The organism is Aquirufa rosea, assembly GCF_004118285.1.
Lineage (GTDB): Bacteria > Bacteroidota > Bacteroidia > Cytophagales > Spirosomataceae > Aquirufa > Aquirufa rosea.
On sequence record NZ_SDHY01000001.1, the window covers coordinates 577,949 to 600,892 of the forward strand.

At 39.4% G+C, this 22,944-nt stretch carries 17 protein-coding genes; 8 read left to right on the plus strand and 9 right to left on the minus strand.

From position 1 onward, the window contains the following. Positions 1–6 precede the first annotated feature (6 nt). A complete protein-coding gene (locus ESB04_RS02615; RefSeq protein WP_129025958.1) occupies positions 7–846 on the plus strand; it encodes a fumarylacetoacetate hydrolase family protein in 840 nt (279 codons plus the stop codon). After that, the gene (locus tag ESB04_RS02620) at positions 846–2,336 is read left to right on the plus strand and encodes an aldehyde dehydrogenase (NADP(+)) (RefSeq protein WP_129025960.1); all 1,491 of its coding nucleotides are present in this window, start codon (positions 846–848) and stop codon (positions 2,334–2,336) included. The genes ESB04_RS02615 and ESB04_RS02620 overlap by 1 nt, the downstream gene beginning before the upstream one ends. A 98-nt stretch (positions 2,337–2,434) precedes the next feature. On the opposite strand, the gene ESB04_RS02625 is transcribed toward ESB04_RS02620, so the two are convergent. The 4 genes from ESB04_RS02625 to ESB04_RS02640 all read right to left on the minus strand — a co-directional run bounded on the left by ESB04_RS02625 (position 2,435) and on the right by ESB04_RS02640 (position 9,179). Next, positions 2,435–2,695, minus strand: a complete 261-nt coding sequence (locus ESB04_RS02625) for a Txe/YoeB family addiction module toxin (protein ID WP_129025962.1) — start codon at positions 2,693–2,695, stop codon at positions 2,435–2,437. Then, entirely contained in the window at positions 2,692–2,946 is a 255-nt protein-coding gene (locus ESB04_RS02630; protein WP_129025964.1) for a type II toxin-antitoxin system Phd/YefM family antitoxin, read from the minus strand. The genes ESB04_RS02625 and ESB04_RS02630 overlap by 4 nt, the downstream gene beginning before the upstream one ends. A gap of 212 nt (positions 2,947–3,158) precedes the next feature. Beyond that, entirely contained in the window at positions 3,159–5,762 is a 2,604-nt protein-coding gene (gene clpB, locus ESB04_RS02635) for an ATP-dependent chaperone ClpB (RefSeq protein WP_129025966.1), read from the minus strand. Positions 5,763–5,879: 117 nt separating this feature from the next. After that, positions 5,880–9,179, minus strand: a complete 3,300-nt coding sequence (locus tag ESB04_RS02640) for a PAS domain S-box protein (RefSeq protein WP_129025968.1) — start codon at positions 9,177–9,179, stop codon at positions 5,880–5,882. 73 nt (positions 9,180–9,252) lie between these two features. Here ESB04_RS02640 and rsmA point away from each other — a divergent pair, with 73 nt between their 5' ends. Genes rsmA through ESB04_RS02665 form a run of 5 tightly spaced genes read left to right on the plus strand, consistent with a single transcriptional unit; the run spans position 9,253 to position 13,195 of the window. Further along, positions 9,253–10,035, plus strand: coding sequence for a 16S rRNA (adenine(1518)-N(6)/adenine(1519)-N(6))-dimethyltransferase RsmA (rsmA, locus tag ESB04_RS02645; RefSeq protein WP_129025970.1), 783 nt, complete (start codon positions 9,253–9,255; stop codon positions 10,033–10,035). 60 nt (positions 10,036–10,095) lie between these two features. Beyond that, positions 10,096–11,472, plus strand: coding sequence for a magnesium transporter (mgtE, locus tag ESB04_RS02650; protein WP_129025972.1), 1,377 nt, complete (start codon positions 10,096–10,098; stop codon positions 11,470–11,472). A 1-nt stretch (position 11,473) separates the two neighbouring features. After that, positions 11,474–11,923 (plus strand): D-aminoacyl-tRNA deacylase, encoded by a 450-nt coding sequence (dtd, locus tag ESB04_RS02655; RefSeq protein WP_129025974.1) that lies wholly within the window; start codon positions 11,474–11,476, stop codon positions 11,921–11,923. A 1-nt stretch (position 11,924) separates the two neighbouring features. Then, on the plus strand, positions 11,925–12,254 hold the full coding sequence (locus tag ESB04_RS02660; RefSeq protein ID WP_129025976.1) for a nucleotide pyrophosphohydrolase: 330 nt from the start codon (positions 11,925–11,927) through the stop codon (positions 12,252–12,254). Further along, positions 12,251–13,195, plus strand: coding sequence for an NAD(P)-dependent oxidoreductase (locus ESB04_RS02665; protein ID WP_129025979.1), 945 nt, complete (start codon positions 12,251–12,253; stop codon positions 13,193–13,195). Before ESB04_RS02660 ends, ESB04_RS02665 begins: the two co-directional genes overlap by 4 nt. On the opposite strand, the gene ESB04_RS02670 is transcribed toward ESB04_RS02665, so the two are convergent. The 3 genes from ESB04_RS02670 to ESB04_RS02680 form a co-directional block, all read right to left on the minus strand. Continuing rightward, a complete protein-coding gene (locus ESB04_RS02670; RefSeq protein ID WP_129025981.1) occupies positions 13,192–13,881 on the minus strand; it encodes a hypothetical protein in 690 nt (229 codons plus the stop codon). The genes ESB04_RS02665 and ESB04_RS02670 overlap by 4 nt on opposite strands. A gap of 83 nt (positions 13,882–13,964) precedes the next feature. Continuing rightward, positions 13,965–15,269, minus strand: a complete 1,305-nt coding sequence (locus ESB04_RS02675) for a GntP family permease (RefSeq protein ID WP_129025983.1) — start codon at positions 15,267–15,269, stop codon at positions 13,965–13,967. Between the two features lie 5 nt (positions 15,270–15,274). Continuing rightward, positions 15,275–16,249 (minus strand): glycosyltransferase family 9 protein, encoded by a 975-nt coding sequence (locus ESB04_RS02680; RefSeq protein WP_129025985.1) that lies wholly within the window; start codon positions 16,247–16,249, stop codon positions 15,275–15,277. A gap of 174 nt (positions 16,250–16,423) precedes the next feature. Between ESB04_RS02680 and ESB04_RS02685 the strand changes: the two genes are divergently transcribed. After that, complete coding sequence (locus tag ESB04_RS02685) at positions 16,424–18,127, plus strand: hypothetical protein (RefSeq protein ID WP_129025987.1); 1,704 nt, start codon at positions 16,424–16,426, stop codon at positions 18,125–18,127. 303 nt (positions 18,128–18,430) lie between these two features. Here ESB04_RS02685 and ESB04_RS02690 read toward each other — a convergent pair whose 3' ends face one another. Both ESB04_RS02690 and ESB04_RS02695 read right to left on the minus strand, forming a co-directional pair. Further along, complete coding sequence (locus ESB04_RS02690) at positions 18,431–19,282, minus strand: helix-turn-helix domain-containing protein (RefSeq protein ID WP_205749452.1); 852 nt, start codon at positions 19,280–19,282, stop codon at positions 18,431–18,433. A 458-nt stretch (positions 19,283–19,740) separates the two neighbouring features. Then, positions 19,741–22,899 carry a PVC-type heme-binding CxxCH protein gene (locus ESB04_RS02695; protein ID WP_129025991.1) on the minus strand — a complete coding sequence of 1,053 codons (3,159 nt, stop codon included), beginning with the start codon at positions 22,897–22,899 and terminating at the stop codon, positions 19,741–19,743. Positions 22,900–22,944 lie beyond the last annotated feature (45 nt).

The window sequence follows — 22,944 nt, forward strand, 5'->3', positions numbered from 1 at the left end:
TTTCAAATGAACTATTTTAAACTGTACCGTACGCCTCACGGACATGTCATTCAATCCAGCCAATCGGATAAATCTATTTTTCATCAATCACAATCTTGGGATGATTTCATCAATCAAGAAAATCTATTTGAGGCCTGTGCTCAAGCCTTTGCTCACGGAACGGAAGTGAATTTTGGTGATATTCATTTATTACATCCAGTTGACCAACAAGAGATTTGGGCGGCAGGTGTTACTTATCTGCGTAGCAAGGTAGCCCGTATGGAAGAATCTAAAGAATCTGGTGGTGATACTTTTTATGATAAAGTATACTCGGCTCCAAGACCCGAAATTTTTTATAAAGGCAATAGCCACCGGGCAGTAGGACAAGGAGGAAAAGTAAGAATCAGAAAGGATTCCGCATGGAATGTCCCTGAACCAGAATTAACCTTATTCATCAATGCTCACGGGAAATTGGCAGCATATACCATCGGTAACGATATGAGCTCTAGGGATATTGAGGGAGAAAACCCTTTGTACTTACCGCAAGCTAAAGTGTATGATGGAGCGGCGGGCATTGGACCCTGTCTTTTGGTAACTGACAAACCATTAGCCCCTGAAACGGTCATTGATATGCGTATTTTCCGTGATGAAAATGAGGTATTTCAGGGAGACACTCAAATCTCGCAAATGAAGAGAACACATGCCGAATTAGTAGAATACCTTACTCGTGAGTTGAGCTTCGCCAAAGGCACTTTTTTAATGACGGGAACCTGCGTGGTGCCTGATTTCCCTTTTACCTTGCAGTCAGGCGACCGCATTGAAATTCAAATAGAACCCATCGGAACTTTAATTCAAATTGTAGCATAATGAACCTAACAGGTGAACAAATTATAGGAAATTCATTTTCCAAAAAAGGTACTAGTACTTTCCAAGGCATGCAAGCGGATTCAGGCATTGCCATTTCCCAGCCATTTTATGAGGCTACCACAGAAGAAATAGATCAAGCGGTTGCATTGGCTAAATCGGCATTTGGGGCATTGAGAAAAATATCAGATGAAAAGAGGGTCGCATTTTTAGAGGCCATTGCGGCAGAGATAAATGCCATAGGAGAGCCATTGATTGAAATGGCTTGTTTGGAAGCAGGATTACCTACTGCGCGTATCCAAGGAGAGCGCGGACGCACGACAGGACAAGTACTTGCCTTTGCTAATTTCATTAAGAACAAATCATGGACTAATCCCATTGATGATCCTGCTCTACCTGATCGTCAGCCTTTACCGAAACCCAGCTTATTTCAAAAACAGATTCCATTGGGACCCGTCGCGGTGTTTGGTGCAAGTAATTTCCCATTGGCATTTTCTGTTGCTGGGGGTGATACCATGTCGGCCCTAGCCGCAGGTTGTCCTGTGGTTTTTAAAGCTCATCCAGCGCATCCCAATACTTGTGAAATGGTAGGAAGAGCCATTCAGGCAGCAGCCCAAAAAACAGGCATGCCCGAAGGTATATTCTCGATGATTCATACGACTTCCCACGAATTAGGCGGATATTTAGTGCAGCATCCTGACATCCAGGCTGTTGCGTTTACTGGATCTTACCGAGGAGGAAAAGCATTGTATGATTTGGCGGTTAGAAGACCCAATCCTATTCCTGTGTATGCGGAAATGGGAAGTATAAATCCTGTTGTCTTACTTTCAAATGGATTGGCGGCTAATGGCACTAGTCTGGCGGCCAATTTTAGTCAGTCAGTTTGCTTGGGCCAAGGACAATTTTGCACCAACCCGGGCTTAATTGTGATCAAGAAATCGGATGAAGCATTTTTAACCGATTTAGCGGCTCAATTAGACACCATGTCGATGAATGCTTTTTTAACTCAAGGAATTGCTCAGGCATTTACGAAGGGCTGTCAAAAGTTAGACCAGCATCCTGAAGTTAAACGTTATACCAAGCAGGCAATCCCATCCCCTAGTTTATTCGTTACTACAGCGCAAGCTGCCATGAAGGATCAGGAGATTTTAGAAGAAGTTTTCGGACCGAGTACCTTAGCAGTTGTGGTGGAAAATGAATCGGAGATGATTGCCTTTATTGAGTCTTTACCGGGACAACTTACCGGTACCATTCACGGAACAATTGAAGAGATTAAAGCCTTTCCTGAGCTGATTGAGGTATTAAGTTTACGAGTTGGTAGAATCCTATTAAATGGTTTCCCAACGGGGGTTGAGGTCTCACCTGCTATGGTGCACGGTGGTCCATTCCCCGCTACTTCAGATTCAAGAGGTACTTCGGTGGGTACACAAGCGATTTATCGATTTACTCGCCACATCTGCTACCAAAATTTCCCTGCGGACTTAATCAATTAATTGATGCAATATCTGATTTTTCCCCAACGTTGTTAAGGTTTAAAACCTTGACAACGTTAAATAAAAGGCCTGAGATATTTTCTTAGGCCTATGTTTTTCTATACGTCGTAATGAAACCTACATTTAGCGATTAATATTTCTCCCCCACGATATTGGTAAATTAGACGATGTTCTTCGTCTATTCTCCTGGACCAAAACCCTGCATATTTAAACTTCAATGGCTCTGGCTTACCTATACCATCAAATGGATTCCGAGAAATATCTTTCAATAATTCATTGATCCGCTTTAATTTCTTTTTGTCAGTCTGTTGCCAATACACATAATCCTCCCATGATTCATCCACAAAGACATATTTCATTCTTCCAAAAGACTTTTACTTTGAACATCCCCTGATCGCAATTTTTCAATGGCTGAATCCAATCTTTTTTCATTTTCTTTAGATGACAACTCATGCTGTGTAGCACAAAGCGAATTATATTCACTAAGAGATATTATGACTACCCCATTATCTTTCCCACGATTAATAATCAATGTTTCAAAATTACCTGTCACTTGATCCAAGTAACTTTTTATATCTTTTCTGAAATCAGAAATGGATGTTGTTAGCATTTTATTATTTTTTTGTACAAATATATGTACAATAATTTGTACATTAAAATCAATACATTGATAATTGATGGAGATAAAATCAATTAACTTTCCTTATCAAATAACTGAATAATAAACTCTTTTTCCCCAACGTTGTTAAGGTTTAAAACCTTGACAACGTTATTAAAAAAGGCCTGAGATTTTTTCTCAGGCCTTTACATTTAATCTACAGATTACAAGACTTCAGGATTGGGCACATTATCAAAAACGATATTCCCATCAGTATCCAAATCCATCAACACCGCTGAATCTTTCTTGATTTTTCCAGATAAAATCTCTTTAGATAATTCGTTCAAGACAGCTCGTTGAAGTACACGCTTCATAGGTCTACCTCCATAGTTTGGATCATATCCCTCCTTGGCTAATTTAGCTAATACTTCATCGGTAGCTTCCAATGTAATTTGCTGCTCTGCCAATCTACGCTGAATTTCTTTGAATTGAATTCCCAAAATCTTACGAGCATGTTCCTCAGACAATGGTTCAAACAATACTACCTCATCCACACGATTTAAAAACTCCGGACGAACCACTTGTTTCAACAATGTCATCACTTCTTCTTTGGTCTCATCCATGATGATTTGGTTATTCCAACCCTCCATTTGAGCCATTTTCTCCTGTATCAAATGACTACCAATGTTGGAGGTCATAATGATGATGGTATTTTTAAAATTGGCGGTTCTACCTTTATTATCTGTCAAACGACCCTCATCCAACACCTGCAACAAGATATTCCAAACATCCGGATGAGCCTTTTCAATCTCATCCAATAAGACCACTGAATAAGGTTTTCTACGCACGGCTTCGGTTAATTGCCCCCCCTCATCATATCCCACATATCCTGGAGGAGCTCCAATCAAACGACTCACCGCGTGACGCTCTTGGTATTCCGACATATCAATTCGCACGATGGCATTCTCGTCATTGAACAAATAAGAAGCCAATGATTTCGCTAATTCTGTCTTACCTACACCCGTGGTTCCCAAGAAAATAAAGGATCCGATTGGGCGACGAGGGTCTTGTAAACCCGCTCTGGAACGACGCACAGCATCTGATACCAATTCTATGGCTTGGTCTTGTCCAGCTACTCGTTTGTGCAATTCATCTTCCAAATGTAAAAGCTTATCGATCTCCGTTTGAAGCATCTTGCTTACAGGAATGCCTGTCCACTTCGCTACTACCTCTGCCACATTCTCCGCGGTTACCTCCTCCTGCAACATCGTATTTTCTCCGGCAGAAGCTGATTGTAAATCTTTCAGTTTTTGCTCAGACTCCACCAAACGACCATAACGTATCTCCGCCACCTTTCCATAGTCTCCCTGGCGCTCGGCTTGTTCAGCTTCCAACTTCAACTTATCAATTTTCTCCTTTTCCTCGCGGATGGAATCCAATACCGATTTTTCAGATTGCCAGCGTGCTTTTAAGGCATCACGCTTCTCTGTCAAATCAGCTAATTCACGAGTTAAAATCGTTTCCTTCTCCTTATTATTCTCCCGACGTATCGCCTCACGCTCTATCTCCAATTGCATGATTTTGCGTTGAATATCATCAATTTCCTCCGGCACCGAATCAATCTCCAAGCGCATTTTAGCAGCAGCTTCATCAATTAAATCAATGGCCTTATCGGGTAAAAAGCGGTCCGAAATATAACGATTAGATAACTCTACGGCAGCAATAACCGCATCATCCTGAATTCTAACTCCATGGTGAAGCTCATATTTATCCTTGATACCGCGTAGAATGGAAATTGCGTCAGCCACATCGGGCTCTTCCACCATGACCGCCTGAAATCTACGCTCCAAGGCTTTATCTTTCTCGATATACTTTTGGTATTCTTTCAATGTGGTCGCACCTATCGCATGTAGCTCTCCACGTGCCAAAGCAGGTTTCAATAAGTTGGCTGCATCCATAGCTCCTTCTCCACCGCCTCCAGCTCCAATAAGTGTGTGTATCTCATCAATAAACATGACTATTTCTCCATTGGAATCAGTCACTTCTTTAATAACGGCCTTTAATCTTTCTTCAAACTCGCCTTTGTATTTAGCACCAGCTACCAACAAACCCATATCCAAAGACATGATGATTTTAGACTTCAAGTTCTCCGGAACATCCCCCGACACAATACGCTGAGCCAAACCCTCTACAATGGCTGTCTTACCAACACCTGGCTCACCCAATAAAATTGGATTGTTCTTAGTCCTGCGTGATAAGATTTGTAACACGCGTCTTATCTCCTCATCTCGACCAATTACAGGGTCAATTTTACCCACCTTGGCCAAATCATTCAAATTTTTACCATATTTTTCTAGGGATTGGTAGGTACCCTCTGCATGTGGATCATTCACTTTTCTATTTCCTCTTAGTTCAACAATAGCATTTTTTAATGAAGTAGTCGTGAGGCCCATAGATTTCAAAATATCCGCCACGGCATCACTTCCATCCAGCAAAGAAAGAAACAAGACTTCTACGCTGACATACGAATCTCCCATCGTTTCTTTCCACTTATCCGCCTTTTGAAGGGTTTGCTGCAATCCATTACTGAGAAAAGGCTCTCCCGAAACTTTCGGGTATGTCGCCATGATTTTACTCAACTTCTCTTGGATTTGCTGCGTAGTAATACCCAATTTCTTCAACAAAAATGAAACCGTTTGGGTATCATCTTGTAAAATGGCGGCCAATAAGTGACCCGTTTCAATGGCTTGCTGCCCCGCATTGGAGGCTATTTCCACCGAATTTTGAATCACGATACTCGCTTGGGAAGTGTAATTTTTAGGATTCATCGCTTTATTTTCAATTTGACACAGCCTACATCAAATGTGAATCCAAGTAGAAAAAGCGGAAATAATGACCTGTTTATTTGGGTTTAATTTTCAAAAACAGGCCATTTTGTCATTAAATCAGGCATAATGTACCTGAATAAGTTCCTCGAATCGATGCAATGCTTGTTTTAATAAGGTAATTTCTTCCTTAAAATGTTGAAAATCACAGACCTTGGCTTTGGCTTCTATTTTTCGACAAAGACTATATACCTCAGCTGCACCGAGTGTACCTGAATTCCCCTTCAAGGTGTGGAGTTCTGATTGAACACCTTTGCAATCATTCTTTTCATGGAAATCCTCCGCATCTTGAATTTGCTGTTTGGCTTCTTGAATAAAATCACATAGCATACTTTTCACAAAACTTTGATCTCCACCAGTGGCTTCAAGTAGTGAATCCAATGCCTCTTGATCCAAAGGATTTATTGAATGCTCCTCGCTAAATCCCCCCTGTATAACATGCGGTTTAACGCTTTTAATCACCCATTGATTGACCATCTGAATCAATTGTTGGGCACGTATAGGTTTGGCTAAATAATCATCCATACCCACAGCTAAGAAACGCTCACGATCCTCTTTCATCGCATAGGCAGTCATGGCAATAATGGGTGGCAGATCAGGTAAATTCATCTGCTTAAGATGTTGGGTTGTTTGCATTCCATCCAATTCAGGCATTTGAATATCCATCAAAATCAAATCAAACTCATGAGATTTACTTAATAAGCCAATAGCATCTTTACCACTGGAGGCTGTTTGAACAATGCATCCTGCTTTAGATAAAATTTGGGAAGCCACTTTTCTATTGGTTGAATTATCATCAACCAACAAAATATGCGGTTGAATTTCTTCCAATTTACCCTGAATAACAAACTTATCAGCTTCCTTGTTTCTTTGAACCAACTCCTGCTTTCCAACCTGCAAATGAACTTTAAACCAGAAGGTACTTCCTTTACCCAAGGTAGACTCCACCCCAATATCACCTTGCATCATTTTACAGAACTCCCTTGAAATAGCTAAGCCTAATCCTGTCCCTCCATAAACCTTGGAAGTGGAATTATCCAATTGTTGAAAAGCATTGAATAGTATTTTTAAATTTTCGGGACTGATACCAATCCCGGTATCTTTTACCTTGACGATTAAATCCAAAGCATCTTTAGTGATGTTTTCTCCACTAACTTCAATGCTCACCTTGCCATTTTCCGTGAATTTCAGGGCATTAGAAGTCAAATTGGAAAGAATTTGCAAGAGTCTGGTCTCATCGGCCACCACTACCTCTGGTAGGTCTTTCGATAAATGATACTCAAGCGTATTCCCTTTCTGACAGGCTACTTGAGAAAACAAAGCCATCAATCGATCTAGTACATCATCCAGCACCAAATCACTTGGATGTAGGACCATTTTACCTGCTTCAATTTTAGCTAAATCTAAAATATCATTTAAAATATGGAGTAAAGTCTCCGAGGATTTCTTAATGGTCTGTACATAGTCTAACTGGTCCACATTCAATGGCGTATCGCTTAGCAAGTCAACCATCCCAATAACACCATTCATCGGAGTTCTGATCTCATGGCTCATATTAGCCAAGAATTGCTCCTTTACCTTCAAGGAACGCTCTGCCTGTTCACGAGCTTCTACCAGAGCTTGTTGGTATTTCTTCAATTCTGTGATATCACGCGCAATTCCAGATACCTCTTCAATGGTACCGTTCTCTAGAAAAATGGGATTCAAATAAATCTCTAACCATTTCTCCTCTCCATTTTTAGTCATTAACTCCAATTCAAAATGCTGTTTTTGACCTCGGAATGCATATTTATAACCCTCTTCCATCCTTCTCCGTTCGAGAGGAGCTAAGAGCTGAAATCCCATTTTTTCAGCACTGATATTGATTTGAGGATTAATACTTAGTTGCTCTACCAACAAGTCCGAATACTCATGGTTAAAGCTGGTCAAAAACAAGCGTTTATTCACTGACCACATCAAGTGGGAACTTCCTTCGAAAATCGCATTTAAACGAGCTGTTTCCCTAGCCAATGCCTCTTCAGCCTGCTTTCTAGCAATGGCTAATGCCACTTGTCCTGAAATAAAGTCGAGCAATTCTAAATCTCGGTTCTCATATTTATTGGCACGTTCATAAGACTTCACACCAATAATCCCTGTCACTCGGTCTCCAATGCGCAGAGGCACGCAAAGCATCACTTTGGGCACCACTCCATAGAGATAAATTTTCTTTTCGTTAGCCAATTGATGAATATCATCATCATGCAAAATCAAAGGCTTATTGGCCATGATGGCGTATTCTGTCAATCCATTACCTAATTTCCTTTTGGTAAAATGCACTCTGGAATTGAAATATTCATCCACATAATACGGGAAATATAAAAAGCTTTTCCCTGGGTCATATTGAGCAATGAAGAAGTTTTTAACATCAATTACTTCTCCCAATTGCTTGTGAATATTGGTGTATAAATCATCTAAATTGGATGAATTGATGGTTACCTGAGCAATGGAAGAGTATAATTTACTAGCTCTTTCGGCACGTACTTTGGCCGTGGAGTTATGCAAAATACAGCGGAAAGCGGTAGGTACCCCCTTTTCAAATCGGCAGGTGGCTGAGCCACTGACATACAATCGTCTACCGTCTTTTCGTCTAAATACAGCTGTAAACTCCGGTATTTCTTGTCCCTTACTAAGCAAATCCAGCTGATCTAGCGTATGGGAGGCAAATTCCGGGTGCAGGACATCTTGCAATTTTAAATCTCTCGCCTCATCCTCAGTATATCCCATGGTCTCCAACCAGGCACGATTCACAAATAAAAACCGCCCCGTTATTCCTGTAATCTGGATGAGGTCGGTAGTATTGTTGATCAAATCTTGTAATTGCGCATTGGAACGACTCAATGCCTCACTTACCTTTTTACGCTCACTGATATCTTCACCAATGATACTTAAATAGGTTTGTTCATCCAATTCACTCACAATAGTGGAGTTCACCTCCACCCATTTAATCTCACCTGTTTTAGTGACATAGGTTCTTTCTCTTTCTTCAAACAACCCCCCATTAGCAATGGCTTGGTTGAAGGCATTCCTTCGTACTTGCCTTTCTTCTTCCGGCAATAAAGTGGTGAAAAAATCTTTCCCATTGAGGCTATTAGCTTCATAACCTAATAACCTGTGCGTGTAGGCGTTGGCATGGGTAATGGTCCCATCTAATGCCATGATGATCCCAAATAGCTTTAGACTATCTAAAGTTCGAATTAAATTCTCTTTGGCCGATGTACCTGAAAATGAGGATTCCGTCATTTCGAGTACATCCAGCTGGTTTTTCAGCTGTCTAATTTCTTGAATTAATTCTTCTTTGGATTTTTGGGCCCAACCTGCCATAGCTTTATTCTAAAATTTACTTACAATGTACAAAAAAGGGCGTAATTTTGTTTCCTAATAGCCCCAAGAGCACGTGCAAGTAAGAGCAAAAAAGAATTTAGGTCAACATTTTTTAAATGATTTAGATGCTGCCCAGCGCATCGTCAATGCACTAGATCCGAAAGGATCTTATCAAAAAGTATTGGAGATTGGGCCAGGCATGGGGGTTCTTACTCAGTATCTGGTAAAAAAGAAAGAGTACGAAACTTATCTAATCGAGATTGATCAAGAATCAGTAGCTTATTTACGAAAGAATTATTTGGAGTTTACGGGGCCTCGACTTATCGATGGGGACTTTTTAAGATATCCTTTGGAAAAGATTTTTGGAGAAGAAAAATTCGCTATTGTAGGTAATTTCCCTTATTTCATATCCACTCAAATATTTTTCAGAATTTTAGAATACAAAGATCAATGTGTCGAAGTGGTGGGCATGCTTCAAAAAGAAGTAGCTGAACGATTAGCAGCCAAACCAGGGAATAAAGACTATGGCATTTTAAGTGTCTTACTCCAAGCTTATTTTGATGTAGAATATCTTTTTACGTTAGGACCTGAGGTCTTCACTCCCCCACCCAAGGTTAACTCCGGGGTGATTAAAGTTGTGAGAAATTGGGATAAGAAGCTAGATTGCGATCCACAAAAGTTTAAGCAAGTAGTCAAAATGGCATTTAATCAGCGTAGAAAAACCCTAAGAAATGCTTTAAAAGCTATGCAATTGCCCGACCATCCCTTGTTGAATAAACGCGCCGAACAATTGGGTGTCGCAGAATTTTCTGAGCTGACTGAACTTTGGAAAACCCATGGATATATAGGAGCATAGGCAGATTCCAGCAAATATTTCTTAATTTAGATACGAAATTTTCAAACCTCAGCGAAATCCATGGAAGTAGTCAACCCACAACACCTTCCGTTTGAACTCACCAAAGAGTTTTTAGAGGATATCAGATTACTCATCGCAGAGCAATCTAATGAGGCTATATTACATAAAATAGAGGACTTATTTGCAGCAGATATCACTAGTATTTTAGATGAGCTCAGCGGAGAAGAGGCCAAATACATCGTTCAGTTGTTAGATACTAAACTAGCCGCGGAAATTATTTCCACTTTAGACTCCGATGACCGAAAGCGATTCTTAAAAAACTTTAATTCAAAAGAAATTGCGGGCTATATCAATGTCATTGACTCGGATGATGCCGTGGATATTTTAAATGAACAACCTGTCAGGGTTAGAGAAGAGGTTATTGCTCTCTTGAAAGACCGTGAACAAGCTCGTTTCATCATTGATTTGATGCATTATGACGAGGACTGCGCAGGCGGTTTAATGCAAAAGGAGTTAATAAAAATCAATGTCAAACAAACGGTAACGGAATGTGTAGAGGAAATCCGTAGACAGGCTGAAGACGTTGAAAAAGTATATGCTGTTTATGTAGTAGATGATGACGGATTATTAATGGGAACCGTTTCACTGAAAAAGATCATCTTAGCTAAACGTGGTTCTAAAATTCAAGATGTGTTTGATGCCGATGGAATTGTATCTGTGCAGACCTATGTTTCGGGTGAGGAAGTAGCGGATTTAATGCAAAAATATGATTTGGAGGCTATTCCCGTGGTGAATATCCAAGGCCGACTTTTAGGACGCATCACCATCGACGACGTGGTCGATTTCATCACAGAATCTGCTCAAGAGGATATCCAGGTCATGGCCGGTATTTCCGAAGATGTGGAAGAGGACGACTCCATTTGGCTATTAGTGAGATCTCGTTTACCTTGGTTGATCGGGGGCATGGTCGGCAGTTTCTTAGCTGCCAAAATCATCGACCGCTTTGATAGTTCCATCTCACTCATGCCAGCCATTTCGGCATTTATTCCATTGATAGGTTCTACCGGAGGAAACGTAGGAATTCAATCTTCTTCATTGATTGTTCAAAGTTTGGCCGATAAAAGTGGTTTAGATACCAGTCTTTGGAAACGACTTCAAAAAGTATTGATTGTAGCCACGATTAATGCCATAATTGCTGCGGCATTCGCCTTTGGCTGTTCCATGTTAGTGGACCATGGGGCCATCATGCTATCTATTACTGTATCGTTATCTTTATTCGCCGTGGTCATGTTAGCCTCTTTGATGGGAACCTTGACTCCCCTCGTTTTAAATCAATTAAAAATCAATCCTGCCGTGGCAAGTGGTCCTTTTATCACCACCACCAACGATATATTAGGCTACGGAGTCTACTTCCTGATCGTTTATTTATTGCTTTAATATGCTGGCGGTAGTTCAACGTGTCTCAGAAGCTAAGGTCGAAATTGATGGTCAAATCAAAGCTGAAATTGATCAGGGTTTTCTGATTTTATTGGGTATCCATCAAACTGATTCTGAGGAAGATTGCCAATATCTGGCTAGCAAGATTAGTGGATTGCGGATATTTTCTGATAATGATGGAAAAATGAATTTAGATATTCAAGCCATCCAAGGGCGCATCATTTTAGTCAGTCAATTTACTTTATACGCTCAAACCAGAAAAGGAAATAGACCTAGCTTTATCGAAGCTGCCAGGCCCGAACAAGCGATACCTTTGTACGAATTACTCATCCAATTATTGGAAGAGAAATTAGGTTTCCCAATACAAACGGGCACCTTTGGAGCAGACATGCAAGTTTGCCTAACCAATGATGGCCCTGTCACCATTATCCTTGATTCTAAATCATCCTAATATGACCATACAAGAAGCACAAGAGCAAGTGGACCAATGGATTAAGACCGTAGGAGTTCGTTATTTTAACGAACTGACTAACATGGCTATGCTGACAGAAGAAGTTGGAGAAGTTGCCCGAATCATCGCTAGACGCTACGGAGAGCAGTCAGAAAAAGAATCTGACAAGCAGAAAGACCTAGGAGATGAAATGGCGGATGTGCTATTTGTATTAATTTGTTTGGCTAATCAAACAGGGATTAATTTGGAAGAGGCCCTGGCCAAAAACCTTGCCAAAAAGACCCAAAGAGACCATGATCGCCACCATAACAATCCCAAATTAAAGGCATGAAAATTGTAATTTTAGATGGTTTAGCGCTGTTTCAACAAGATATTCCTAGAAATGCATTCCAAGCTTTTGGGGAGATTGATTTCTATGAAAAAACGAATCCAGATGAAATTCCCTTACGAGACCCAGCGGCCACGGTTTTAGTGACCAATAAATGTTTGGTGAATGAAAAGGCATTGCAGCATTTCAAAGAAGTCAAATTAGTGTTGGTAGCAGCGACTGGGTATAATTCGGTAGATACCTTGGCCTGTAAAAATCGTGGTATTCAAGTTTCCAATGTACCAGCTTATGGAACCTATTCGGTAGCCCAACATACCCTCGCCCTTTTGTTGGCTTGGAGCAATCGGGTAGAACAACATAATCGCTCTGTTCAGGCAGGAGAATGGATTCAAAATGATTGGGCTTATTCTTTGAGTCCCTTAAATGAATGGGCAGGTAAAAAAATGGGAATCATAGGTATGGGAAATATTGGAAAATGTTTTGCCAACATGGCTGCCAGCCTAGGAATGAGCATTTATTATCACCATACTAAAGATTTGGGGCTGCCCAATTATACTTTTCTTTCCAAAAAAGAATTGGCCCAAACTTGCGATGTTATCAGCTTACATTGTCCATTAAACCCGCAAACCGACCAAATTATCAACGAGGAGTTTATCTCCTGGATGCCTGAGCATGCTGTTTTAATTAATAGCTCGAGGGGCGGCTTAGTGAATAATATGGCCCTCGCCAATGCGCTAAAAGAAAATCGAATTAAAGCAGCTTTATTGGATGTTTTAGACCAAGAACCTCCTCCACAAAAACATCCTTTAATCGGTATTTCCAATGCCTTCATAACTCCCCACAATGCTTGGCTAAGCATCGAGGCGAGAACTCGCATTATTCAAAGTCTAACGTTAACCTTAGAAGGCTTCCTGGAGGGAAAAGCCATCAATCAAGTCAATTAAGGCTTTTTCTTTGAAGGTGGAATTTGAGTTTTTGTAATGTGATTTCCAATACTTTGTCCCTCCGATTTACTTGGGACATATGGTTTAATAATGGCCAACTGATCCAAGCTTGGATTTAATTTTTGAATTAAAGGGTGACGAATATCAAACTCAGCCTCACCACTAATTTGACTGTATTCTATATCAGATAGGCCTTCATGCTTATTTCCCGCATTGCTAAACTGCAAAACATGGGTTAAACTATCCCCTCCTAGCTTACCACCTTCCCAACTAACTACCATGCCGCCATTGATCCAATTAAAGCCCGAAATGGTAAAATTCTTTCCATTCAATTGCTCTACATCTTTTACTCGCAAGCCCAAATACAATCCCGAAAGCGTTTTCCATGCCGATTGCTTACCCACCACCGATACATCCACGATTTTTCCATCATGGTAAAGCACATAAGCTTGTTTGTTTGTACCTGGATAAAGAATAGAACCTCTTAAAGTATCTTCATTCATGATCCAGCTGGTATCTGCCAGTAAGGAATCCTTTCCAAATTTAGCCTGTAAACCTGCTAAATCTTTACAGGCCAAAACATCATTCAAAATCAAATGGGGAGCTATAGGCTGCTTATTTTCAGAGTTAGGGGATTGGCAAGCCAGCAGAGATAGGTTAAGCAGAAGGATTAAGTAGTTTCTCATAATTTCCAAGATGAACGACCTAAATTAGAGAAATCTATCTTCTCAAACAATGACTTAGGTCAGTGAATCTAAGTCTCTCACTATTAAAACAATAGGAAATCGAGCACAAGCACACCCAGTAAACCCGTAAAGGAGACTAAGGTATCCATGAGGGTCCAAGACCTTAGGGTATCCCTAAAATTCAAAGAAAAATACTCTCTAAATAGCCAAAAACCGGTATCATTGACATGAGAAAACATCATACTACCTGCACCTAGGGCCAATACCATTAAATTGGGGTCGGCTGAGGAATTTAGCAAGATTACCTTCATAAACCCAGCAGCGGTGATTCCTGCCACGGTAGAAGAACCTACACAAACACGAATCACAGCGGCCATTGTCCATCCTAGCACATATACATTCCATGTGGAGGAGCCTAAAGAATCTGCAACCGCTTGACTCACCCCTGCTTCCACCAAAACCTGTTTCAATGCTCCTGCTCCACCGAAAATCAATAAGATTCCAGCAATATCCTTAATGGAAACAATGGATGATTGAAGTAAATCCTCAGTTTGAAAACCTATCCTTCTTAATAATAATGCCGCCAATAATACTGCTAAAAACAAAGAAAACACGGGGTTAGACAAATACCCAGCTAATAAAGGAAAGTAAGATGCTCCAAATGAACCCAAAGCCAAGGAAAGAATGGGAAACAAAACGATTAGGAAACTTTGAAAACTAGACAATTGAGGACGCCCTGTTTTCTCCTCTGGATCCGTAAATACAAAAGCAGGATTAGGAGGACTTGAAATATAACGGGTACTTAAACCAAACCATAAACCAGAAATCAATATAGCAGGAATAGCAATGACAACACCATATAGCATCGTTTTGGATAAATCAGCACCAAACTCCTGCATGATAGCCAATGGAGCAGGATGAGGCGGTAAATAGCCTTGAGTAACCGTGAGAGAAGCCAACATCGGGATTGCTATGAAAGTTGCTGGTTGCTTTAATTTAGCGGCCGCGGTAATCACCAAAGGAGCTAATAACATAAATGCTACCGAATAAAACAAAGGAAGGCCCACTAAAAACCCAGCCATCATAAAGCCAATCCGAGCATATCGTGTACCCGAAATTCGCAATAAGACCTCCGTCATTTTTTGGGCGGCGCCACTCATTCCTACCCATTTCCCTAGGATGGAGCCAAATGCCAATATGCCAGCAATAGACCCTAAAGTACTTCCCATGCCATCTTGAATGGCTTTAAATATTAAGGTGGGGCTCAACTGGAAAAAGATGCCAGCAATAATGCTAACACCTATAAATGCAACAAATGGAGGAAATTTCAGCCAAGTCATGGCTAAAACCAATAAGACTATAGCCCCAAAGGTTACGAGAAATAACATATACTTTATTTTTCCTGAAGGGCAAGCAAGGCTTGCCAAACCTCATCGTAAGGTAGTCCTTCCGCTCTACCATGGAGATTAAATAACACTCGAGAGTGCTTAGCTTCCTGGTAAAAGCCTGAATAGGACATATATTTCTTAAAGTAAGTAAATTCACCACAAATCACCAATCCCGGTATTTGAAATGCATTGGCCATGTGCGTGGGTCCAGAGTCCAAACCAATAAAAAAGCTAGCTCCCTTGATAATTTTCATGGTTTCCATGATATCACATTTCCCTACCAAGGAAGTGAAATTAGGATGAGTAAAAGGAAGAGGATTTTTCATACCTATCTCCACCACATGCACTCCCCAAGTAGCAATAGCTTCTTGTATAAGTTTTATCCAATGTTCATCTTTCCAATCTCGGAGGCCAGCATTGGATTTGCAATGCACTACCCAATAAGTAGCAGGCAATGTACATTGTAAAGCTTGGCTATCTACGTATAAATGAGGTTGACCTGAAATAATACCTAAATCTGCTAATTGAGAGGCAATTTCCAATAAATTAAACTGATGGTAATAATTATTCAATTGTATTCCAAAGGCATCAGCTTTTTCATTTTTTAAAGGAATTTGAAATTCAGGCTCAATTCGAAAATCACTTAACTGTAAAAAATAAAATTTAGAGAAGGGATTCCAGCACAATAAAAATCGCGCTACCAATAAATTGTATTCATCCACCATTTCGGTGATTTGGGGATGCTCTGAAAATACGGGGAAATATTTTTTCTCGGTAATCCAGTACAAAGCCACTTTGCCATATTTTTGGTGCAAAGCCCCTACAATCGGCTCAGAAGCCACCATGTCCCCTAAATCCCCATCCATCAGAATACCTATGTGTACGGCTTGGGGCTCAATTAATCGTTTGAAAAGTATTCGAAAATTCAGGCTAATGAAATATGCCAATGAACCTATCACATAGGTCATTCGATGTAACATAATTTATAAAGTTTAAATAGGTTTAAAAGGACTGAAAATTTCTCACAGTTCTATCTTAAGTGGTTAAAATTAAAACTAAAATGTTAGAACAAAGTCATGCTTGGTAAAATAAGCCTAAATTTTCGCTAAGTCTAATTTATAAAATTTATTTACCTTTGACCATTATTTAAACCTATGTACAAAGTCTCTACCTATATTTCCACCATCATAATATTGTCTTTGATTGGAGTATATGTATGTTACATTTACAATTTCAGTCTAGATTTTCCATTTCAGGACGATGTTTCCCTACTAGATTTTGTTAATACAACGTTAATACGTCCATGGAATTGGTCGGTCTTTTTACATGAACTATTCCGGGTGGACAATGATCATTCCATCGCCTTACCTAGATTAATCACTTGGTTGGACTATATCATCAATGGGAAAGTAAATTTCCAGCATCTGATCATGATTACTGTGGTCAATTTGTTGTTTATTCTTTACTTATTGTATCGACTTTTTCAAAAGCAACAATTACCCATGGTATATTTTATTCCGGTAGTACTCATTTGGTTGCAACCCCAGTACCACGAAGTGTCGAATTGGGCCATCACTGGCCTACAACATAGCCTAATAAACATTTTTTTACTTAGCAGTTTAATTCTGATTTCAGAGAAAAAACCATTTGCATTAGCGTGGTCCATTTTATTTGCATTCTTAGCTTGCTATACCTATGGTAATGGTTTTATCTTGTTTTTAACCATCGGATACTTGTATTTGATTCAAAAAAACTGGAAAAATGTGCTGATTGTCGCCTTTGGTCTACTTGTCTTTTTTGCCGTTTACCTGCAAATTTACCAAATGGGCCAAACGACTAAATTCCATTGGAACATCAGCCACATCCTATTTTCTTTTTTAGCATTTATCGGTGCCAGTGCCACTGAATTCCCTAAAATAAGTTTAATATTATCAGGTTTTTTAGGATTAGGGGTCGTAAGTATATTCGTTTATTATAGTTGGTCATACTGGAAAAGAAATTCACAAAACACACTCCAAGCCACTTATCTTAGTATTCTAGCCTTCATCTTGATCACATCAGGATTAATTGCCCTTGTCCGCTCAGCAGAAAGCTACACCATATATAGTAGATACCAATTGTACGCAGCCCTTTCGGTCATTATCCTATATCTATTTTTATTAAGTAGAGCTAGTGCAAAAAAACAAGCTTTAGTATTCTTCATCGCATTGGCCTTTAGTATCTCATTCAGTGGTTTATCCTATTTCAATCACACCATTTCGCAGCAATACAAAAAAATGAGCTTTCTGGCAGATCGAATCAATTGGTACTATAATCAAAGTTTACTCTCTGTGAGCTCAGGATATTTATCCAATGCCAGAGAAATCTACCAAAAGGCAGAAAAGAATCAAATTTACACTATGACAATGCCATGGGTAAATCCAATTGAAAGTGACACTGGCAAAGCAATAAAGACAGCATCCTTGAACTTACATGCCAAAGAATACAAGGATATTATGAAGCAAAAACATAAAACCTGGGTAAACCATTATTATTGGCTAGAATTTCAAGAATTCCCTCTAGATAATGATTTTAAAAAACAATGGTATATCATCATAAGGTTAAAGAATCAATCTCGATACACGTATGTATTACCTATACAGTTTGGCTTAAACGGCAAAAAGAACTTTATTCTTTGGGAAAATTACCGAGCTAAGTACGGTTCCATAAAATTCAATCACGAATCGATTCAAGATGGCACCTACGAAATGTATTTATGGTCTATGAACAGCCATCAAACCACCCCAAAGAAGGAACTTTACAAGCTTGAGCAAGAGTTGACCATCAACTCCCAGATTCAAACGCTGGAACTAAAGTAAAACCAAGTTCATTTCAAGGCACAAAAAAATCCAAGATTCAGCGAATCTTGGATTTACATTACTCCGTGTTCTAAATTATATCTTATTCCAATGTCATAAAAACTGCATGTAGGAACCACACGTATCAACCACTAGCGGATATTATTTTTACAACACTTCAAAGGTAGAGCAAAAATTAACAAACACAAAGTATCAATAATAAGTAGATGTAAAGAAAATTTAACCCAAAAATATTCTTTACCAATTTTAAAAAGAGAACATTTAAATAATTAAAATTTTAACTGAAATTTAAACAAGAGAACATCAACTTAAGTATTTAGCAAAGTATTGACCAGGCGACACCCCCTTTAATTTCTTGACAGCCGCATTAAAACTTTGCCGAGTACCAAAACCCGATTCTGTTGCTATAACCTCTATTTTATAGGATTTCCAACGAGGATTTTCCCTACATTGTTCCTCCGCGTACTGAATTCTCCACGAATTTACATAGTCTGTAAAGGAAAAATCACGCTCTTCTTGAAGGCATATACGTATAAGTCTAGGTTTAATTTTTAAATTCTGAGACACCAAATTGATCGTAATATTAGATTTTAAAAAAATAAATTCTGATTCAAAATATCGATCAAGTTTTTCCAAAATTGATTTATTCTTTACACGAGTTTTGGGTAGAATCTCCGAATTTTCTGATAATCTCTCTCCATTTTTTGGAATATCTCGATACGAATGCTGAAAAACTAATCCTTTTAAATAGGGGCCGTCCAGCAATCGAGGATTTAAAAATAGAAATAATGCCATGATGGCAAATTCCATTGCATATAAATAATCCCTAGCTAACGTTTCTATATGAGTTGGATAAATCAAGTTAAATGCAATGTGGATGCTCAGAGCCAAAATTTTAAGAGCTAAGTCTCCTGTAAGCCAAAAAACTATTAATCGATTCTTGGATAAAAACGACTCAGATACTGATCGATAGTACTTATACAATTCAAAGGAGGTCCAACACAAATAAGCGACATAGGATATAGCCTTCAAATACAAATGAACATGCATGGAAAATACACCAAATTGAGAATGTCTGGTATTAAAAGTATTTTCTCTAAATGCTTGTTTGATTTCCACCATTTTTACAGCCTCTGAACTTAAATACAAAGGCATTAGCTCGATGAAGTGGAAAAGAAAGGGAAGAAAATGTAGTAGATGTATCCATCGGAATTTTCGCTCTGGATAAAGCAAAAAATGCTGAAATAAATAGGACAGCGGACCTATTAAATAAAACAACGGAGAAATGACACGAAAATAATTGGGATGTTCAAATATCAGTGGAAATTGAACATAATAACTACCGTATAATTGGAGGCCTAATTGAAGAAATTGAAGCCCTAAAAATTTGGTAGCTAACAGTCCCCTTTTCAGTAGTAAGCTTGCCCCAAAGGCAAAAAAAAGGTATCCCAAAAAATACAGGTAATAATTAATGGTTATTTGTTCCATGTTAATTTCAAAACCAAATAAAGGTCTCAAAAGAATAAAAGTTATTGGATTAAAAAATCAATCCATCATTAAAGATAATAAGCAGCCTATGTCCAGGCTGCTTTTTATCTTCAAAGAATCAGTATTTAATCTTCCATGGGATGTTCAGAAAGAAGCTTATCAACCTGATAAAAATCTTTCTTACTCTGAATAGCGGCTCTTACTTCCTTAACCTTTTGAGGACTAACCACTGAACCTTTATTACCGAACGCATTACGAATATACGTCAATACATCGGCCACTTCTTTATCATTCATCAATCCACCAAATGGAGTCATAGGTACTTGACCCGCATATTTCACCCCATTCACGGTCATTGGTCCCATTAAACCCTTTAAAACCAATTTGATTAATCGATCTTGGTTGCCCGTTACCCATTTAGAACCCGCCAAAGGAGGAAAACCTGAAGCAGATAATCCTTTTCCGTCTAATTGATGACATGTACCACAATAGCCTTCTTTGCCAAATAAAGCACCACCCGCCGTGTAAGATTCCAAATCACTTCCCTTTAAGTTAGTAGCGCCATAAACTTCTTTTTTACGCTCCACACCCTTGCCACTTAAATGAGCCAAAGCCGTTTCATAAGTATGAATCATCCAATCATCCAAAGGCTTGGTTTTGGCGATGGCTAAAATAGGTAAACCCTTGGCAGGACCTATCCAAGAAGCGGCCACAATAGCTTCTAGACGAACTCGGCCATGTTTGTCCTGGGCTGCCTGACTAAGTAATGTAGCTTGATTTGCCAATTGATGTCCATTGTAACGAACTGCACGTACAGCTGCCGCACGTACATGGTAATCTTTCGCTTTTAATAATTGACTTAACAATACCTGATCTATTTTATTCATTCCCCAAGTTACCCACAAGGCCTCTAAGGCATTATGCTCGTAGTTGGCATCATTCTTATCTAATTTAGCCACCCAAGCTTTTGTTTTAGCCAATACATCAGCCACATTTCTTCCTCTCAACTCCCTGCGACTACGGTAACGAGTACGGTATTCTGGTAGCTTTAAATTCTCCAATAATTCATCTATGGAAGCCCCATACACTTTAGCTGGTTTCACCAATGGTCTAGATGGATAGGTAATACGATAAATACGTCCGTGCGTATGATCTCTTAGTGGATCTCTGGCATTATGTTGCATATGACCAATCAACACATTGTGCCAGTCAATCAAATACAAGGATCCATCAGGAGCAAATTCCATATCCACGGGTCTAAAATTACGGTCATCACTCTTCACCAAATCAACCCGATGCTTGGATTTATAACCTGTACCATCATCCCAAATCTGGTGTTGCTTCATTCCCAAAAATCCAATGGTATTGTTAATCAACATATCTCCTTGAACCTCATCAGGAAAATGTCTGCTAGAAATAAATTCTAAACCAGAAGTAGGTCTAACACGATGTGCCTCTTCAATGAGGTTGTAAGATTTATGATTTGCTTCTCCATAGCGATTTAGCACACTACCCGGCATCATCCAACGCACATCTGGTCCGGAAGTCTCAGCAAAGAAATTTTGTCCCCATTGGTCAAACGCAATTCCCCATGGATTAGGAATAGATAATTGTGCCACCCGCTCCAAATGCCGTCTAGTAGGATTAAAACGATAGAATCCTCCGTTGGTGGCGCGAACGGTTCCATAAGGAGTTTCGACATTAGTATGTAAAAATACCCCTTCTCCCATGTAGATAGCTCCTGATTCATCTGAAACAAAGGCATGAATTTCATGGTGGGAATCATGGTCATCAAAACCACTGTAAATAATTTCTTTGGTGTCAGCATGATCATCGCCATTAGTATCTTTTAGTAACACCAAATTTGTCCCCTGACTCACAAACACCCCTTCTTGAGTAATTTCAAAACCTACAGGTAATTGTAAATGATCAGCAAATACAATTTCCTTATCTGCCTTACCATCTCCATTAGTATCCTCATAAATCAATAATTTGTCATTGGGCTTGGGATCACCTGGTTTATAGTGAGGATAGGTAGGCATAACTGCTACCCAAAGTCGTCCTTTATTATCAAAAGTCATTTGAGAAGGCTTCGCTAAATTGGGGAATTCCTGCTCAGAGGCAAATAATTCAATCTTATATCCTGCTGGAACATGAATGGACTTCAATGCCTCCTCTCCATATAGATACTTCAAACTTCCATTTTTATCTGGACTATAATTCGTCGTCACTGCTGGTAGAGTTCTGGTCTTCTTATCCTCAGCCTCTATATCCATTACCTTACCTGTTCGAGCTGCCAACCAAATTGCCTCCTGACGTATCTGAGTCATTTGACGTATTTTCTCAATTTCTGCTGGATAGTTATCTGGTCCAAAAGGATTGTAACGTCTTCCATAAACATGCACTCCATTCGGTATTTTGAAATCATTGTGCCACATCCAGTTTTTCTCATCTACTGCTGCTTGAATTAAAGCACGGCGCGACTCCACCTCGGCAGCCTTTTTACCGAAAAGTTTATCCGTCAGATACAGCGATAAAAGCTTATATCCTGCGTCATTTAATTGTAATCCGTCAATGGTCAAAGGTTCCTTATGTTCATCATACCATTTTTGAGAAACCTCAAAAACGTCGACAAACAACACCCCATTTTGTTCAGCCACCTCTTTCATGGCCTTTGTGTAAAGCGCTATACGCTCATTTTCCTTTTTCCCATTGGGTAAATCTCTCAAGGCACTCAGGTCTTCAAAGGAGATTGGAGAAACAAGTGCCAATTGAGGTGCCTGAACTCCATTATATTTCTGTTTTTTAGTATGTTCTATAAATGCTTGCAATTCAGCTTTAAAATTATCCACCCGGGCAGCACCTTCTGTGGATTCTGGGTATCCAAAAAATGCTACAACGATATCAGTTTTAAGCCGACTTAACCACACATCATGTTTTTCAAGATGCCCTTCTGAACCTGAGTTTTTGGCAAATTCCAATTGAAATTTCTCTGCACCCGGAAAAGCCCAAGGATCATTTCTAGAGGAATGAGGTCTGAAACCAGGAGTATCTCCTCCATCACAAAGGTTTCTGACAGTTAACAAACTATCAGGATATCTCAAATGTAATTCTGTCTCGAAGTGATCAAAATTGATCATTCTTGAACCCAAATTATTCCCTATTAAGGAAATCGTTGATTGTTTTTTAATGCTAAGATAGGGCGACGAGGTAGGTTGGAAAGAACTGAATGCCAAAATGGCTAATACAATACCTAAGATTCCAAAACTAATTTTAGAGGGCATAATTACTAATTTTTAATCGATGTTTTAAAGATGGAACTGCTTCAT